Source organism: Pseudarthrobacter quantipunctorum (assembly GCF_045291495.1).
Lineage (GTDB): Bacteria > Actinomycetota > Actinomycetes > Actinomycetales > Micrococcaceae > Arthrobacter > Arthrobacter quantipunctorum.
The window spans coordinates 2,113,221-2,128,821 of sequence record NZ_CP148033.1; the positions used below are offsets into that span (position 1 = coordinate 2,113,221).

13 protein-coding genes and 1 pseudogene are annotated in these 15,601 nt (G+C 65.0%); 4 read left to right on the forward strand and 10 right to left on the reverse strand.

Annotated features, from left to right (window positions below):
- Window positions 1-20: 20 nt before the first annotated feature.
- Together WHH00_RS09780 and WHH00_RS09785 are read right to left on the reverse strand one after the other, a co-directional pair.
- Entirely contained in the window at window positions 21-1,226 is a 1,206-nt protein-coding gene (locus WHH00_RS09780) for a benzoate/H(+) symporter BenE family transporter (protein ID WP_406638382.1), read from the reverse strand.
- A 160-nt stretch (window positions 1,227-1,386) separates the two neighbouring features.
- Window positions 1,387-2,676, reverse strand: a complete 1,290-nt coding sequence (locus WHH00_RS09785; RefSeq protein ID WP_406638548.1) for a GNAT family N-acetyltransferase — start codon at window positions 2,674-2,676, stop codon at window positions 1,387-1,389.
- Window positions 2,677-2,935: 259 nt separating this feature from the next.
- Between WHH00_RS09785 and WHH00_RS09790 the strand changes: the two genes are divergently transcribed.
- Window positions 2,936-4,393, forward strand: coding sequence for an APC family permease (locus WHH00_RS09790; protein WP_406638384.1), 1,458 nt, complete (start codon window positions 2,936-2,938; stop codon window positions 4,391-4,393).
- Between the two features lie 90 nt (window positions 4,394-4,483).
- Here WHH00_RS09790 and polA read toward each other — a convergent pair whose 3' ends face one another.
- Window positions 4,484-7,168 (reverse strand): DNA polymerase I, encoded by a 2,685-nt coding sequence (polA, locus tag WHH00_RS09795; protein WP_406638550.1) that lies wholly within the window; start codon window positions 7,166-7,168, stop codon window positions 4,484-4,486.
- A 193-nt stretch (window positions 7,169-7,361) separates the two neighbouring features.
- Here polA and WHH00_RS09800 point away from each other — a divergent pair, with 193 nt between their 5' ends.
- Window positions 7,362-7,838 (forward strand): hotdog fold thioesterase, encoded by a 477-nt coding sequence (locus tag WHH00_RS09800; protein ID WP_406638386.1) that lies wholly within the window; start codon window positions 7,362-7,364, stop codon window positions 7,836-7,838.
- Between the two features lie 3 nt (window positions 7,839-7,841).
- On the opposite strand, the gene WHH00_RS09805 is transcribed toward WHH00_RS09800, so the two are convergent.
- The gene (locus WHH00_RS09805) at window positions 7,842-8,696 is read right to left on the reverse strand and encodes a class I SAM-dependent methyltransferase (RefSeq protein ID WP_406638388.1); all 855 of its coding nucleotides are present in this window, start codon (window positions 8,694-8,696) and stop codon (window positions 7,842-7,844) included.
- A gap of 247 nt (window positions 8,697-8,943) precedes the next feature.
- On the opposite strand from WHH00_RS09805, the pseudogene WHH00_RS09810 reads away from it, so the two are divergent.
- Window positions 8,944-10,579, forward strand: a pseudogene (locus WHH00_RS09810) (DUF222 domain-containing protein).
- A 145-nt stretch (window positions 10,580-10,724) separates the two neighbouring features.
- Here WHH00_RS09810 and WHH00_RS09815 read toward each other — a convergent pair.
- The 6 genes from WHH00_RS09815 to WHH00_RS09840 form a co-directional block, all read right to left on the reverse strand.
- Entirely contained in the window at window positions 10,725-11,288 is a 564-nt protein-coding gene (locus tag WHH00_RS09815; protein WP_406638390.1) for a dihydrofolate reductase family protein, read from the reverse strand.
- A 135-nt stretch (window positions 11,289-11,423) separates the two neighbouring features.
- On the reverse strand, window positions 11,424-11,645 hold the full coding sequence (locus WHH00_RS09820; protein WP_066275545.1) for a hypothetical protein: 222 nt from the start codon (window positions 11,643-11,645) through the stop codon (window positions 11,424-11,426).
- Window positions 11,642-12,895 carry an anion permease gene (locus WHH00_RS09825; RefSeq protein WP_406638393.1) on the reverse strand — a complete coding sequence of 418 codons (1,254 nt, stop codon included), beginning with the start codon at window positions 12,893-12,895 and terminating at the stop codon, window positions 11,642-11,644. Before WHH00_RS09825 ends, WHH00_RS09820 begins: the two co-directional genes overlap by 4 nt.
- Before the next feature lie 153 nt (window positions 12,896-13,048).
- The gene (locus tag WHH00_RS09830; RefSeq protein ID WP_406638395.1) at window positions 13,049-13,555 is read right to left on the reverse strand and encodes an HAD domain-containing protein; all 507 of its coding nucleotides are present in this window, start codon (window positions 13,553-13,555) and stop codon (window positions 13,049-13,051) included.
- A 19-nt stretch (window positions 13,556-13,574) separates the two neighbouring features.
- Window positions 13,575-14,261, reverse strand: coding sequence for a hypothetical protein (locus tag WHH00_RS09835; protein ID WP_406638397.1), 687 nt, complete (start codon window positions 14,259-14,261; stop codon window positions 13,575-13,577).
- Between the two features lie 117 nt (window positions 14,262-14,378).
- Window positions 14,379-14,819 carry a VOC family protein gene (locus WHH00_RS09840; RefSeq protein WP_406638399.1) on the reverse strand — a complete coding sequence of 147 codons (441 nt, stop codon included), beginning with the start codon at window positions 14,817-14,819 and terminating at the stop codon, window positions 14,379-14,381.
- 132 nt (window positions 14,820-14,951) lie between these two features.
- On the opposite strand from WHH00_RS09840, the gene WHH00_RS09845 reads away from it, so the two are divergent.
- Entirely contained in the window at window positions 14,952-15,572 is a 621-nt protein-coding gene (locus WHH00_RS09845; protein WP_190611817.1) for an L-threonylcarbamoyladenylate synthase, read from the forward strand.
- Window positions 15,573-15,601: the final 29 nt, after the last annotated feature.

Here is a 15,601-nt window from a genome sequence, read left to right on the forward strand (position 1 = left end):
AGGTGCGCCCCGGAGGGGGTTCAGTCCTTGATCCGCAACCGGAGTTCACCGATGCCGTCCCGTTCAAGGATCCAGGACACGGCAACACCAAACAGCAGGGACCAGAAGTAAGGGCCAAGTCCGAGCATTGACACATCCGAGACGGCGACGGCAAAAGCCACCAGCGGCCCGTGGGTGAGCGGGCCGCTGCTGATCCGGCGGAGGGCCATGGCCAGGACACCGATCACCGCAAGCCCCGCAATGGCCACCAGCAGCTCAAGCGGCAGGACGCCGGCAGCGCCGGCAGCGAAGACCGCCAAGGGGGTAAGGGCCAGGAACACGGCATACGCCAGGACCACGGCCCTGTGCCGGTACTGGTGCGGACCGGCGTCGGCGCCTGCCACCATGGCTGTCGCGGGCAGGGACAGCGACACGCCCGCCGGGCCCAGGAATGATGCAGCCATGGTCCCCGCACCGCTCACGTAGTCCAACAGCCGGGCCGGCGGCCGGTACTGTTCACCCCGCAGGAAGATCAACGAGGGGACGTTGGACTGGAGGACAATGAGCACCACCATCACGGGGGTTGCCGTCAGGATCGCACTCCACGTAAAGACGGGAACAGTAAGCAGCGGAAGCGACGGCCCAACACCAGCGGCCGCACCGCCAAACTTGCCCAGGACGGCAGCAGCCCCAATCCCCACCGCGAGTGCAAGGAAGATCGGCGGCACCCGGCTTTCCATGTACTTCCGGCCAAGGATATAGGCCAGGAAGGCTGCGCCCACCACTGCCGGCTCCGAGCCCATACCCGTGAAGACGCCGGCGACGAATGGCAGCGTGGATCCTGCCAGGAGGCCAACCACAACGGGTTCGGGGATCAGCCGCGCCAGGTGATCCGTCAGCCCGAGTGCGGAAATGGCCACCACTGCGGCCCCTGCCACCAGGGAGGCGCCCGCAAGTTCGGCAAACGGCACCCTCCCCTGGAGGGACACGATGAAGATCAGTACGAAGATGTTGCCCGTCAGGAGCAGGGGCTGGCGGAAGTGGAGCGTCAGGACGATGCCCAGCACACAGGGAACGGTGTAGATGGTCATCACCCAGGCGGTCACCTGGCCGTCCGCGAGATTCAGTTGCCCGGCAGCAGACAGCGGCACGGCAATCAGGGAGGAGGCCAGGGTGACCATGGCCAGGCCCACGCCCAGGGATTGGGACCATTCCCGGAGCCACGACGACCAATTCCCGAATCCCACCGCCATGGCGTCCGTCCCACAATAGGTCCAAATCGATTGCCCAGCTGTCGGCAAGCGCCCGGCTGGTCCCGGACCGGAGGTGCCTGCAGTGCCCACCATACTCTCCGCCGTATTGCCGCGGAATGACACTGTTATGCAGGGCCAGGGACCAGCAGAAGTCCTAGAAGTGCGTGAGGCAATGCGTTGCCCGCTCAACCGCGAACATCTGCCGCGCTTTCAGTGCAGCGCCGGGGCTGTTCTCCGTGAGCCGCCCCGCCGCGGCCAGCGTGACGGGACACACCCCGCCAAGGTACATCGAGGACAGGGCGGAGACATCCAGCGCAAGGTCCGCCTGGGCACTGTCCGGCAGGCGTTCGACGGCGGCCTGGCCGCCATCGATGTTCAGGGCGTACTTTCCCGCCGTGAGGCCGAGCGGATCCGCAACGGCGAAAACAAGCCGTCCGTCCACGGGGTAGTGCCGGGCTTCCAGCGCCTTGGCAGCATCGAGGATGCGGAGCCACAGCATGTCCCGGCTGTCCGATGAATCGATGCAGCGCGGGTCCTCGAGTGCCCAGGCCAGCGGATCGTCAATGGGTGCTTCGTTCCACGAGACGCGCTCCACCAGGTCGATGGCGCCCAGGAACTGCCACAACTCCAGGTAGGCATCATTGCTGCCGGCCAGCAGGTCCACTACTTCCACCGTGTAGGGCTCGGTGTCCCAGCCGAGGAACTTGTAGGAGACATAGCCGTCAATGTCGCCGCCCGGACCGTAGTGGAGTGCAACCTTGATGGCCGGGTCCTCCTTGCCGTCGCGGGCCAGGGATCCGGATGCAAGCTGCCGGTACCAGTCCTGCCGGCCGATGGACCCGGGGGTAAGCCGGTGCACCCGTTCGAAGACCTTTGGCGCCAGTTGCAGCAGGGCTTTGGGATCTGCAATCTCCACGCTTCCCGAAGGCAGGTGCCGCAGGTTGAAGCGCGCGGTGGTGTCCACCTTGACTGCGCGCTCAAAGCTTGAGACGCCGTAACCGAAGCGGCCGTAGATGCTCCCCTCCGAGGCGGTCAGGGCAGCCATGGCGATGCCGTCGTCCTTGGCGAGTCGCAGGTCCTCGCTCATCATGCGCCGCAACAGGCCGCGCCGCCGGTGGGAAGTCCGGACGGTCACCGACGTGACCAGCTGGGACTCCAGCATCCGGCCAAATCCGATATTCAAGGTTTTGCGGAAGGTCGCGAACGTGGCCACCGGCACCGTTGCCGGCATGGAGCACGGTGCCACCGCCCCGGCCTGGTAGACGCCGGTGAGCACGCGGCCGTCAGCCTCGTACGTGGCGAGCGATTTTGCCACGTGCTTGGGTGTCCTGGTGGATTCGTGGAACCCGAAAGACACGGCACGGGACCACGCTTCCGCCTCCGCGTAACCGTCCTTGCCCTCGGCCACTGCGGCGAAGCGCCGGATTTCATAGTTGCCACTCACATCAGCCACGGGTACGAGCCTAGCCACGGCCGGCGGCCTTCACCAGTCACCCACGCTCCCCGGCCGAAGCTCATGTGCAGGCACCCGCCGTCGGCATCCCGCCCAAATACGGCTGCAGCATCCTGAGCCAAGGCACAGTGCGCGGGCAGCCTTGGGGGTCTAAGTTAGAGCAAGAAGTGACGCGTTTCACATACGTGGGACATGCGGTTTGGGCCCACGCGACATTTCTGCCCGCAGTACCCGACCCTAGCGAGGACACATGCAAGTTTCTGAAGCGGAAAAAACGCCGGACGCATCCCTGCTGAAAGTCCTGGGCAACTGGGACGCCCTTGCGCTCGGCTTTGGAGCCATGATCGGTTTCGGCTGGGTGGTCCTCACCGGCGGCTGGATTGCATCGGCCGGCACCATGGGAGCCGTCCTGGCAATGATCACCGGTGGCGCCATCATGGGCGTGGTGGGCCTGACCTACGCCGAGTTGACCGCGGCCATGCCGAAGGCGGGCGGTGAACACAACTTCCTGCTCCGCGGGATGGGCCCGCGCTGGTCCTTCATCGGCTCCTGGGCCATCACCGGAGGCTACATCACCATCGTTGCCTTTGAGGCCGTGGCCCTGCCCCGGACAGCGCAATACCTCTTCCCGAACCTCAGCCAGATCCCCCTGTGGGAAGTGGCCGGCTACCAGGTCCACCTGACCTGGGCGCTGGTGGGGGCCGTAGCGGCGGTGGTGATCACGGGAATCAACATCCTCGGCGTGAAGCTTGCGGGCGTTGCCCAGACTTTCGTGGTGGTCTTCCTGCTGGTCATCGGCCTGATGCTGGTGTTCGGTTCCTTCGTTGGAGGGTCGGCGACGAACATGGAGCCGTTCTTCACGGGGGGCCTGAACGGCTACTTCGCCGTCCTGGTGGTTGTCCCGTTCCTGTTCGTAGGTTTCGACGTCATCCCCCAGTCAGCCGAAGAAGTGAACATCCCGGCACGGCAGTTAGGCCGGCTCGTCGTCGTCGCCGTCATCCTCGCAACCATCTGGTACGTCATGACCGTCCTGACCACGTCCTCGGCGATGCCCGCCGGCGAGATAGCGCAGGCCGATATTGCCACTGCCGATGCCATGGGCGCGCTGTTCGGCAGTGACGTGATGGCGAAGATCCTGATTGCCGGTGGAATCGCAGGCATCCTGACCTCGTGGAACTCGCTGCTTCTGGGCGCCTCCCGCCTGATGTTCTCGATGGCGCGCTCCGGCATGCTGCCTGCATGGTTCGGCAAGCTGCATCCGAAGTACCGCACTCCGGCCAACGCGCTCGTATTCATCGGTGTCCTGTCCTTCCTGGCGCCGTTCTTTGGCGTGTCGATGCTCGGCTGGCTGGTGGATTCAGGGGCGCCCAGCATTGTCATCGCCTACATCCTGGTTGCCGTGGTGTTTGTGATCCTGCGCCGGCGCGAGCCGGGAATGGACCGCCCGCTCCGCGTAGGCGGACAGGGCAACGGGGGCATCATGATCGGTGTCACCGCGGTGATCCTCTGCGTCGCACTCCTCAGCCTCTACCTGCCCGGCATGCCCGCTGCCCTTACTCCGCCGCCGTGGATCCTTTTTGGCCTCTGGTGGGTGCTCGGAGCGGTGCTGCTCTTCCGCATCCCTTCCGGCATCACTCCCGGTGAGGACGCTGAGCACGATCTCCTGGAGCGGCTGAGGCAGCGGCGGGAGTCAGCAAGGAACATCTGACAGCAAGCCCTGCCCGGGAGGCTGGACCTGCCGGCAACGCAGAAGAGGTGGGACGGTTCTCCGTCCCACCTCTTCTGCCTTGCGCGGGGCTTAGTGCCCGGCGTCGTACCAGCTGGGACCTACGCCGATCTGGACCTCCAGCGGAACGCTGAGGTCCGCTGCGGCGGCCATCTGCTCGGTAACCAGCTTCTCCACGGCTGCGCGCTCGCCCGTGGCGACTTCCAGGACCAGTTCGTCGTGGACCTGGAGCAGCATCCGCGATTTCAGTCCCTGGGCCTTCAGTTCAGCGTGGACGCCCAGCATGGCGCGCTTGATGATGTCCGCCGCCGAGCCCTGGATGGGGCTGTTCAACGCGATCCGCTCGGCGTTCTCGCGCAGCTGCCGGTCCGTGCTGGTCAGGTCCGGCAGGTACCGCCGTCGTCCCTCGATGGTGGCCGTGTAGCCGTCCACGCGTGCCTGGTCCACCACTCCGCGGAGGTAGTCGCGGACGGCGCCGAACCGGTCGAAGTAGTCCTTCATGAGGGTGCGCGCCTCATCCACGGAGATCTCCAGCTGCTTGGACAGGCCAAAGGATGTCAGGCCGTAAGCCAGTCCATAGGACATCGCCTTCACCTTGGAGCGCATGGCGCTGGTGACCTCTTCCGTCGGCACGTGGAAGATGTTTGAGCCGACGAACCTGTGCAGGTCCTCGCCGTCCTTGTAGGCCTGGATCAGGCCCTGGTCGCCGGACAGGTGCGCCATGATGCGCATCTCGATCTGCGAGTAGTCGGCGGACAGCAGGCATTCATAGCCTTCCCCCACCACGAAGATTCCACGGACGCGGCGGCCTTCCTCGCTGCGGATGGGGATGTTTTGCAGGTTGGGGTTGTTGGAGGAGATCCGGCCAGTTGCCGCCACGTTCTGGGCGTACGTGGTGTGGATGCGGCCGTCCTCGGCCACCGACTTTTTCAGGGACTCAAGCATCTGGCGCAGTTTGGCGGCTTCCCGGTGGGCCATCAGCTGGACCAGGAACTCGTGCCCCGTCTTCTCCAGGAGGTTCTTCAGCGACGCCGCGTCTGTGGTGTAGCCGGATTTGATCTTCTTGGTCTTGGGCAGCTGGAGTTCCTCGAAGAGGACAGTCTGGAGCTGCTTTGGCGAACCCAGGTTGACCTCGTGGCCGATCGCCGCGAACGCCTGTTCCTGTGCCTGGTCGATGACCCTGGCCAGGTCGGCGATCTGGTCATCCATGCGTGCCATGTCGATGCCGATGCCGGCGAGTTCCATGTCCGCCAGGACCCGGCTGACCGGCAGCTCCAGGGTGGACAGGAGCTCCTCTGCGCGGCGCTCCTTCAGTTCCGATTCGAAGTAGCTGCTGAGGGCAAGGACGACGGCGGCGGCCTGGACCAGTGCATCGGCGGCGGCGTCGTCCTCGCCGTCGAAGGAGAGCTCCAGCTGACCTGCCTTGGCAGTGGCGCCCGGGATGGCCACGTTCAGGTGGTGCTGGGCAAGCTCAGCGAGTTCATAGGTGCGCCGGTCAGGCTGGATGAGGTAGCCGGAGATGGAGGTATCGTCCACTACGCCTTCAAGCTCCAGCCCGCGGGAGGTCAGGGCTTTAAGGGCGGCTTTGAACCCGTGCAGCACTTTCGGGGACGCGGGGTCGCGCAGCCACGCGGCCAGGACGTTCTCCGTCTCGGCGTCCTGCCCCGAGAGGTCGATGTAGGCGGCGGCGCCGTCCCGGACGATGGCCAGCGCTGCGGCGTCCTCGCCGATACGGCCGGGAACCAGGTCCACGGCCACCGCGGAACGCTGTCCTGCGCCGCCGTCGAGGAACGTGGACAACTCCGCGGCATTGGCGGGGGTGACGTACTCCGGCGTGTCGATGCTTTCCCGCTCGGCGGCCGGCTTGTCTTCATCGCCGTACAGCGCGAAGAGCCTGTTGCGGATGGTCTTGAATTCGAGCTTGTCGAAGAGGTCCTCAAGTGCAGCCTGGTCCGGGCGCGGCTGGTACAGGTCATCGAGTGTGACGGGGAGTTCCAGGTCCGTATGGAGCTGGTTCAGCCGGCGGTTCCGCTTCACTGCGTCCACATTCTCACGCAGTGCGTCGCCCACCTTGCCGCCAATGGAATCCAGGTGTTCCAGGACGCCCTCAAGCCCCCCGTAGAGGTTGATCCACTTGGCGGCGGTCTTCGGCCCGACGCCGGGCACACCCGGAAGGTTGTCCGCGGTTTCGCCCACCAGTGCAGCGAGGTCGGAGTACCTGCCGGGGCTGACGAAGTACTTTGCCTCGATGGCGGCGGCGTCCATCCGCGGAATATCGCTGACGCCCTTCTTGGGGTACAGGACAAAGACGTTGTCCGTGATGAGCTGGAAGGCGTCGCGGTCCCCCGAGACCAACAGCACTTCATACCCGGCCTTTTCACCCATGGCCGCGAGGGTGGCCAGGATGTCGTCAGCCTCATACCCGGGCATTTTGATGGTCTTGATGCCCCAGGCCTCCATGACCTGGCCGATGAGGTCGATCTGGTTGTTCATTTCCCGGGGGGTTTCGTTCCGGCCACCCTTGTATTCGCTGTATTCGGTCTTGCGGTGGGTGGACTCGTCGGAAACGTCAAAGGCAACCGCTATGTGTGTTGGCTGCTGCTCCTTGATGAGATTGATCAGCATGGACGTGAATCCATGGATCGCGTTGGTGTGCTGCCCGTTGGTGGTTGAGAACTTGTCCGCAGGGAGAGCAAAAAAAGCGCGGAATGCCATGGAGTGGCCGTCCAGGACCAGGAGCCGCGGCTGGCCGGTCATGGGAACGACGGGGGCAGCGGTTGCTGAAACAGACGCGGCGGCCGGGACCTCAACATTGTCCTGACCTGCACCTTCCCCGGCTGAAGCGTCCTTGAGGGCGGTTGAGCCCAGCGGGGCGTTGTCCTCCTGCAGGGTTTGGGACGGGAAAGGGGCCGGTTTGGTTGTTTCACTCACAGGTGCCAGCCTAGTTGCCATGATGGACAATTTCACGCCCGGCCCCTTCGCCGAGGAGCTTTCCGCCGCCGGCATCCCTGAGCACCTGCACGCCTGGCTTGGTCGGTTCGGGATTGGTGCACTGGTGGTGAAAATGGGGATCCGGTTCCAGGAGATGAGCCCCGAGCGCAGCGTTGCCACCATGCCGGTGGAGGGCAACACGCAGGTTGCAGGAATCCTGCACGGCGGGGCGCACGTGGTGCTGGCCGAAACCCTGGGGTCTTTCGCGGCCGGGATGCACGCCGGGCCGGGTCGCCATGCGGTGGGCATTGAGGTCAACGCCACCCATCACCGCTCCATCGCTACCGGAACCGTGACGGGGACGTGCACCGCCATCCATTTGGGCCGGACACTGGCCACCCACGAGATCGTGATGACAGACGAGCAGGGCAGACGGCTCTCAACGGCACGCATCACCAATATGATCCGGGACAACGTCCCACCACGGCAGGAGTAAGGGTTAGCCTGGCTCCCCGTTTTCCCTTGCCTTCGACAGCGTGAAGATCCCATAGCGCATCGCACCGGTGCGGTAGGCCAGGATCAGCCGGGGGATGCTCAGAACAAAGATGCGATTGCGTGCGCCAAGGGCGAGGCGACGGGTCTCGCGGTCGGCGAGCAGGGCCTTCACAAGTCGACGGGCGCAGATCGTCCAAGTGCGCGCGACGCGGCGGCTGACGTCCTCATAGCCATCGATCGCAAATCCCGCCGCCCTGGCCATCGCCTCATAGTCTTCGCGCGTGCCCATCGAGGGCAGGCGCCCTTCGCGGCAGATCGGTTCGAGCAGGTGGCGGACCTTCCAGCCGCCGGCATCGGTCTCGGCGAGCCATGCGCAGACGACGAAGCGGCCGCCGGGCAACAGCACGCGGTTCGCCTCGGCGAAGAACCTGGGCTTGTCCACTATGTGCTCGCTCGACTCAATCGCCCATGCGGCACTCGCCGAGGCATCGGGCAGCCCGTTGGCCAGCCAGTCGCGGAGATGGATGTGCACGTCGGGTACGGGATGCGCGGCGGCGTAGTCGGCCTGCGCAGCGGAAAGCGTAAAGCCGGTGACGCGGACACTTCGTGCCACCGCGAGCTGCCTTGCGGTGGAACCGTAGCCGCAGCCGATGTCGACGCACGCTTCGCCTGGCAGAAGCTGCAGCCGACTACCGACCGAGTCGACTAGCGCCTCGACGGCCTCGGCGGGCGTCTCGCCACCCGTACTCCATAGCCCGTGATGGACATGCTCACCCCATACCCGGCGATAAATCGGATCGAGCTCGTCGTAATGATCCGCGACCGCCACGGCATTCGGGGAACTCTTCGGGACGATCACGCCATTTACGTTATATCGCCGGCCCATTCACCGGAAGGTCTCAGCACACGACTCCACAGCTTCCACGGTTGTGCCGCGAACGCGGCGGGAATTTCATCAAAAGGTTGCCAGATGCGGAAAGATCAACCCGGGAGCTTCACGGCTCATCATCCTTGATGTGACTGCTCGAGTTTTTCGCCACGGAGTCAAAATCTTGCGCCGGCGGGCGGTACCCGTGATTGTCAGACCCTGCCCCGATGATTAGTACATGGGCAGGGAAGTGGTGGAGAAGGCGTTTGCGGACATCCGCGCCGCCCTTTTTGTGCTCAACGTGGAGGTGAACGGGTGTGGTGCGGAGCCGTTTTCGGCTGCTGATCCGTTGGCCGGGCTGGCCGATGGAAACCTGGACATCCTCGCCGGCGCCAGGGAGGCAGAAGCCGGGCTCGCAGGCCTGAAGGCCCGGGCCGCCATGAGGTACGCGGACACCGCCCAGGCCCTGGCACCGGAGATGCCGGTGCAGGCGCAGGAGATGGCCATCGCGGCGGAAATCGGGGCCGTGTTGGCCATCGGGCCGCGGGCCGCAAGCTCGTTCCTGGCCACGTCCCACGCCCTGGACACGACCTTGCCCCTGACCCTCTCCGCCCTGCAAGCAGGTTCACTCTCGTGGCAGCACGCCCTGGCCCTCGCGGACGAGGCCGCCACCCTCGACCCCGCCGGCGCCGCGGCCCTCGAGGCCCACTTCCTCGACCCCGACACCCCCAGGCCCGCCACCGCCGCCCCGGTCGGGGAAATCCCCGCCCACCGGCTCCGGCATAAAGCCCGCACCTGGCGCGAACGCCACCACACAGACTCCATCGAGAAACGCCACATTAAGGCTGTGGCGGACCAGGCGGGTCGACTACCGGCCGGACCAGGACGGCATGGCCTGGCTCACTGCCTACCTCCCCGCCCATCAGGCCATGGCGGGCTGGAACCGGCTCAACGCCCTCGCCCGGGCCGCACAGGGACCCGACGAACCCCGCACCCTCACCCAGACCCGGGCCGACGAGTTCGCCGAAGCGATCCTCACCAGCGGCAGCAATGGCGGTACCAGTCGCGGGTGTGACGACATGTCCAGCGTCCTTGCAGGCAACAGCACAGGTACCAGCGACGGGGCGGGTGCAGGGACGGATCCCGCCGAGCTGTCGTCGACGATCCGTGCGCAGGTCCTCGTCACCGTGCCGGTATTCTCCCTGACGGGAGAGACCGATGAGCCGGCCATGCTCGACGGCTTCGGGCCGATCCCGGCGTCCATGGCGAGGGACCTGGTCGCGAACGGTGCCGATTCCTTCCACCGGGTCCTCGTCGATCCGCGGGACGGGGCGCCGCTGGAAATCGGGCGGACCAGCTACCGGGTTACCAAAGCGATGCGGAACTGGCTGCGGATGCGGGACGGCAAATGCCCCTTCCCCGGCTGCAACAACAACTCACTGGATAACGAGGCAGACCACCTCCTGGCCTGGCAGCACGGCGGAACCACCGGGATCAGCAACCTAGGACAACCCTGCCCGAAACACCACAAACTTCGACACAGCAGCGGGTGGATACCAACAGCGGCCACCAAGGACGAACCACTCGGCTGGATCTCACCGTCCGGGCGGCACTACAAAAGCGAACACCAGGACTGGGAACCACCCCACTGGCCGGAAACTGTCTCTTCGGCCCTGCCCGCGCACCTGAAACCCCGGGAACGTCATAAGGGGCAGGCCCACCGCCCGCCGCCCTGTACGTCCATGCCCACTGAGCCTGGCGGCCACGCAAATCTGTTTCATCGACCGCTATCCCTGGCAGAAGTCGAACTGGAGCGGTTTTTCGACTCCAGCGGAACGACCGCCAGTCCAGTCCACGGGCAAGTGCATTGGTAGCAGCCTCGAAAATAAGTCCGCAGTATGGGAACCTCCCTTGGGCGATAGCGTCGTCCACCGGTTCAACGTCTGCGGTCCATGCACTCTGACTGCTGCAGCTGTTGCTTACTGCGGCTGGACTTAGGTGGCGATCCTGCGCGGCCGGTCACGTAGTGCTGGCGGCCGTGCGGCCGTCCAGGCGATACCGCAACTCCACGATGCCCCTGCCCATGGTGCGTGAGGCAACCAGCTCAAGCGGCGCCGTCGGCCCTTCCAGAGGAAGCAGCCGCTTGCCGCTTCCCAGCACCACGGGAATCACAGACAGGATGATTTCGTCCAGCAGGCCGGCAGCAGCAAACTGCGCTGCCAGGTTGCCGCCGCCCACCACCCAGATGTTCTTGCCGCCCGCGTCCCGTTCGAAGTCCGCGGCGAATTCGGTAACGTCCCCGCGGACAAACGTTATGTCAGAGCCCGACGGCGCCGTGTACTCGTGGTGGGTGAACACGTAGGACGGGGTGTCCGGGTACGGCCAGTTGTCCGGTTCGTGTTCCAGAAGCCAGGAATAGGTTTCACCACCCATGACGATGCAACCCACATCCGCCATGAACGACTCATAGCTTTCCTTGCCGCCCTCGAAACCGTCGAACTGCAGGAGCCAGCCCAGGTCGTCAGTGGGGGTGGCAATAAAGCCGTCCAGGGATGCGGCAACAAAGTACTGGATGCGGGGCATGGGCCAAGCCTAGCCAACCGCGCCAGCGCCTGCCAGAGGCGGGTGGACCATGCACGGGCCGAGCAGAAAACATCCTCGATCAGAGATTCAGGCCCAGCCAGGTCCACCCTGGCGCAGCGGCACCAGGGGGCCTCGTCAGCCGGAGAAGTAGGGGATGATCAGGTACAGCCCGAAGAGGACTGCCAGGCTGCACAGGCCGAAGCAGATGTAGGCAAGGGACCGCTTGATGCCCGGGGATGTCTGCTGGACGTCCGCGGCGATTGCCGTGAGCCGCACGCCGAGCGAGTACAGGACCACCACTGTTACCGCAGCAGCCAGGGTGGCGCCGGCAACGGTCAGGAGTTCCAACCACTTCATCGCTGAGTCTCCTTCTGGTTGTTGGCATCAGCGTCAGCATTTGCCTGCGCCTTGGCTTTGGCATGGGCACGGGCCCGCGCCATGGCCTTCTTCTTCGCGAAGCGCACGGCCTGGCCGGCTTCCTCGACCTCGATGGCGTTGTGGTGGCCGACGGCGGACTTCCGTGAGTAGAAGAACATAAAGAGGACTGCTGCCGTGCCGGCGACGGCGGCGATCAGGACGCCGATGACGCCGGTCTTCACCAGCAGCGCGGTCAGGGCACCAACGATGCCTGCGGCTGGGAGGGTGAAGAGCCAGCCCAGGGCGATCTTGCCCACCATGCTCCACCGCACGCTGGTCCCTTTGCGGCCCATTCCGGATCCAATAACGGAACCGGAGGCCACCTGGGTGGTGGAGAGCGCGAAACCGAGGTGCGAGGATGCAAGGATGGCGGACGCGGTGCTCGTCTCGGCCGCGAAACCTTGGGCGGGCTTCACCTCGGTGAGACCGGCGCCCATGGTGCGGATGATGCGCCATCCGCCGGCGTACGTGCCGATGGCGATGGCAAACGCACAAGCGGCGATGACCCAGAGCTGGGGCCCGGAGCCGGTCTCCTGGGTGCCGGCGGCGATGAGGACCAGCGTGATGATGCCCATGGTCTTCTGCGCGTCGTTGGTGCCGTGCGCCAGGGCCACCAGGCTTGAAGTGAAAATCTGCCCGGTGCGGAAGCCGCCGCGCTTCTGCGTGAGCTTGCTGCCGGTCTCCGGGTCATGCCGGGATGTCAGGGCGTAGGCCAGGCGCGTGCAGACGTAGGCGACGATGCCGGCGATCAGCGGAGCGAAGATGGCAGGCAGGATGACCTTTTGCATCAGGCCCTCGAGGTTGATCGAGTTGAAGCCGATGCCGGCGATAGCGGCGCCGATCAAACCACCGAACAACGCATGCGAGGAACTCGACGGCAGGCCCTTAAGCCATGTGATCATGTTCCAGAGAATGGCGCCCATGAGCCCGGCAAAAATGATGTCCGGGGTGATCTGGATCCCGTCCGAGCCTTCACGGATGATTCCGCCGGAGACCGTCTTGGCAACCTCGGTGGACAGGAAGGCGCCCACGAGGTTCAGGATGGCCGCCAGGGTCACCGCGGTCTTCGGCTTAATGGCGCCGGTTGCAATGGGCGTGGCCATGGCATTCGCGGTGTCATGGAAACCGTTCGTGAAGTCGAAAAATAGTGCCAGTGCGATGACCAGCGCCACCATGAAGGTGATATCCACCTGTTGCCCAATCTGCAGAGTCGACGTTCAGCAGTTTCATCTCCCCCGGCTGCCTTGCACAGCATAATTCACCAGCTGTTTGCTTGGAATGACCTGTGGCGTTAACACAACCGGCGTGAAACCCTATCGATCGTACGCGTCCACGCCATCAGGTCAAAACAACGGCCGCACCAGAAACGACCGCACCTGCTGCAGTTCGGCAGGCGAAATTCCGTGCCTCGGGTCCGGAGACAAAGCCAGGATCCGGCGGCCAAGGAGCCTGGCCCAGAACTGCGCCTCCGCCTCGAACCCAAGCTGGTCATCGATCCAGGCCACGGCTTCCGGGCCGGTCTTTTCAACATCGTCCTGGATGGCCCGAAGCTTCCACCAGCCGGCGCCAGTACCCGCCCCATCCGCCGTCAGGCAGGGCCACTGGGTCCCGTTAAGGCCGATGGCGGGGCATAGATACTGCGGTGCGAGTTCCTCCCAGCTTGTAAGCCATACGCACCGCACCCCTGCCATGGCGGCAATCCCGTTCAGCGCGTCCACCAGTTCCGGCGCGTAGGCCACGGGCAGGAGCCCCGCATCGGAATGTTGCCAGCCGGATCCCCAACCGCTGGCGCCCTCCGGTCCGAAAGGACAAATAACGCCGTCCACATCGATGTAGAGCGTGCGGGTCACGGCCGGCAGTCCAGGAAACCTAGCGGTGCCGGAAGTCCGACGGTTCCCGGCCGGCGTCCAGCCCTGGCGCCACCTGCGCTTCGAGGGCGGCGACCGCGGCATCGGGCAGGACGATCAGGCCATCGAGCTCGCGGCGGGCGCGCTTGTAGGCCGCCTGCCGCTCGGCTGGCGTGGCGGCATGGTCCCCGGCGATCCTGAGCAGCTGCCGGGCAGTGGCAAGGCGTTCACGTTCCAGGCCCGTGAACTTGCTGTCCCTGATCCGCCGGGCTTCACGTTCGGCCACGTCCAGCGCCACAGCGAAGCTGTTGACTGCCTTCCGGTAGGCCTCCAGCCTCGTTGGCGAAGCCATGTCCGCAGCGGAATCCGGGCGCATGCCGTCCGCTTCCCTTTTCGCCCGGAGGAAGGCGACGGTGAGCGGTTCGCGGACGTCGGTCATGAGCGGAAAATCAATGAGCTTCCCAACGTCCAGTTCGTAGTCCAGCCAGCGCTTGTTGATGGCGTCGTGGGTGGCAACGAGCGCTTCGACGTCCGCGGCGGAAGCCCGTTCGGACTCCCGGGCCTGGTTCCTGAGCTTGTACAGCTCCACCCGGCGCTGGTGCCGCCGCTCACCGGCTTTACGGAGCGAGTTTGCCCAGTGCCCGGCAAAAGCGATCGCCGGGAAAACCAGCCACCATTTGTCGTCAAGGAACTCAAAGAGGGATTCCACGCGTCCATCCTCGCACCGCCCCGCAACCTCCTCAAGAACCCGGACCCGACGTCAGAATCCGGCCCCGGACTCAGGAGGCGGGGGCCCTCAGGAACAGTGAACCTCCGTAGTTGCCAGTCAGTCCTGGCGCGTTTCCGGGGTGCCGTGGGCACTGTTGACGTTGACCAGCCAGGCCACGCCGAAGCGGTCCGTGCACATGCCGAAGATGTCACCCCACGGCGACTGCTCCATGGGCACCGTTACCGTCCCGCCATCGCCGCTGAGCTTCTCGTAATAGCCGCGGAGCTCCGCTTCATCGTCGCCGCTGAGGGAGATGGAAATGGACGCCCCCGGCGTGTAGCCCATGCTGTTGGGCGTGTCGGCGCCCATCAGCACCATTCCCTGGGTGGTGGTCAGCATGCCGTGCATGATCTTCTCCGACTCCGCAGGATCGTCGCTGGCCTGGAATTCCCCGAAGGTGCTCAGGGTCAGCTCCCCGCCAAAAACGGCCTGGTAGAAATTCATGGCTTCGCGGGCGTTGTCGCGGAAGCTGAGGTAGGGATTAAGGGTGGTCGGCATGGTGGATCTCCTTGGAGTGGGGACGGAGCATGGTGGAACCAGACACCATCCTGCCTCAAACGAAGGGCCGGTGGTAGGGGAAAACGGGACGGGTGGTGCACAAGTGTCCGGCTGGGCCGTAGGCTCTGGGTCATGGCCAGATACTTTGACGTTCACCCCCAGGACCCCCAGCCGCGCGCCATCACCCAGGCGGTCAAGATAGTGCTCGACGGCGGCCTGATCGCCTACCCCACGGATTCCTGCTATGCGCTGGGTGCCCAGGTGGGAAACAGGGACGCCCTGGACCGGATCAGGAGCATCCGCCGCCTGGACGACAAGCACCACTTCACGCTGGTCTGCAGGGATTTTGCCCAGCTGGGACAGTTCGTGAACATTGGGAATGATGTTTTCCGCAGCATCAAGGCAGTCACCCCGGGCGGCTACACCTTCATCCTTCCGGCAACAAAGGAAGTTCCCAAGCGGTTGCTGCATCCCAAGAAGAAGACTGTTGGCGTAAGGATCCCGGACAACCGCGTGGTCCAGGCACTGCTGGCGGAACTGGGCGAGCCGCTGCTCTCCAGCACCCTGCTGCTGCCGGATGAGGAGGATCCGCTGACCCAGGGCTGGGAAATCAAGGAACGCCTGGACCACCAGGTGGACGCCGTGATCGATGCCGGTGACTGCGGTTCCGAGCCCACTACCGTTATTGACTTTTCCAGCGGCGTGGCTGAGGTGGTCCGGCGCGGAACAGGGGACCCGTCCCGCTTCGAATAAAACGTTCCCCCTGACCGGTCCGGTCGCAG

Coding starts and splice junctions, on each gene's coding strand:
- WHH00_RS09845 (WP_190611817.1), top strand. CDS start 14,952: ATGGCCAGATACTTTGACGTTCACCCCCAGGACCCCCAGCCGCGCGCC.
- polA (WP_406638550.1), bottom strand. CDS start 7,168: ATGACCGGCCAGCCGCGGCTCCTGGTCCTGGACGGCCACTCCATGGCA.
- WHH00_RS09815 (WP_406638390.1), bottom strand. CDS start 11,288: ATGCCCCGCATCCAGTACTTTGTTGCCGCATCCCTGGACGGCTTTATT.
- WHH00_RS09820 (WP_066275545.1), bottom strand. CDS start 11,645: ATGAAGTGGTTGGAACTCCTGACCGTTGCCGGCGCCACCCTGGCTGCT.
- WHH00_RS09790 (WP_406638384.1), top strand. CDS start 2,936: ATGCAAGTTTCTGAAGCGGAAAAAACGCCGGACGCATCCCTGCTGAAA.
- WHH00_RS09800 (WP_406638386.1), top strand. CDS start 7,362: ATGATGGACAATTTCACGCCCGGCCCCTTCGCCGAGGAGCTTTCCGCC.
- WHH00_RS09840 (WP_406638399.1), bottom strand. CDS start 14,819: ATGCCGACCACCCTTAATCCCTACCTCAGCTTCCGCGACAACGCCCGC.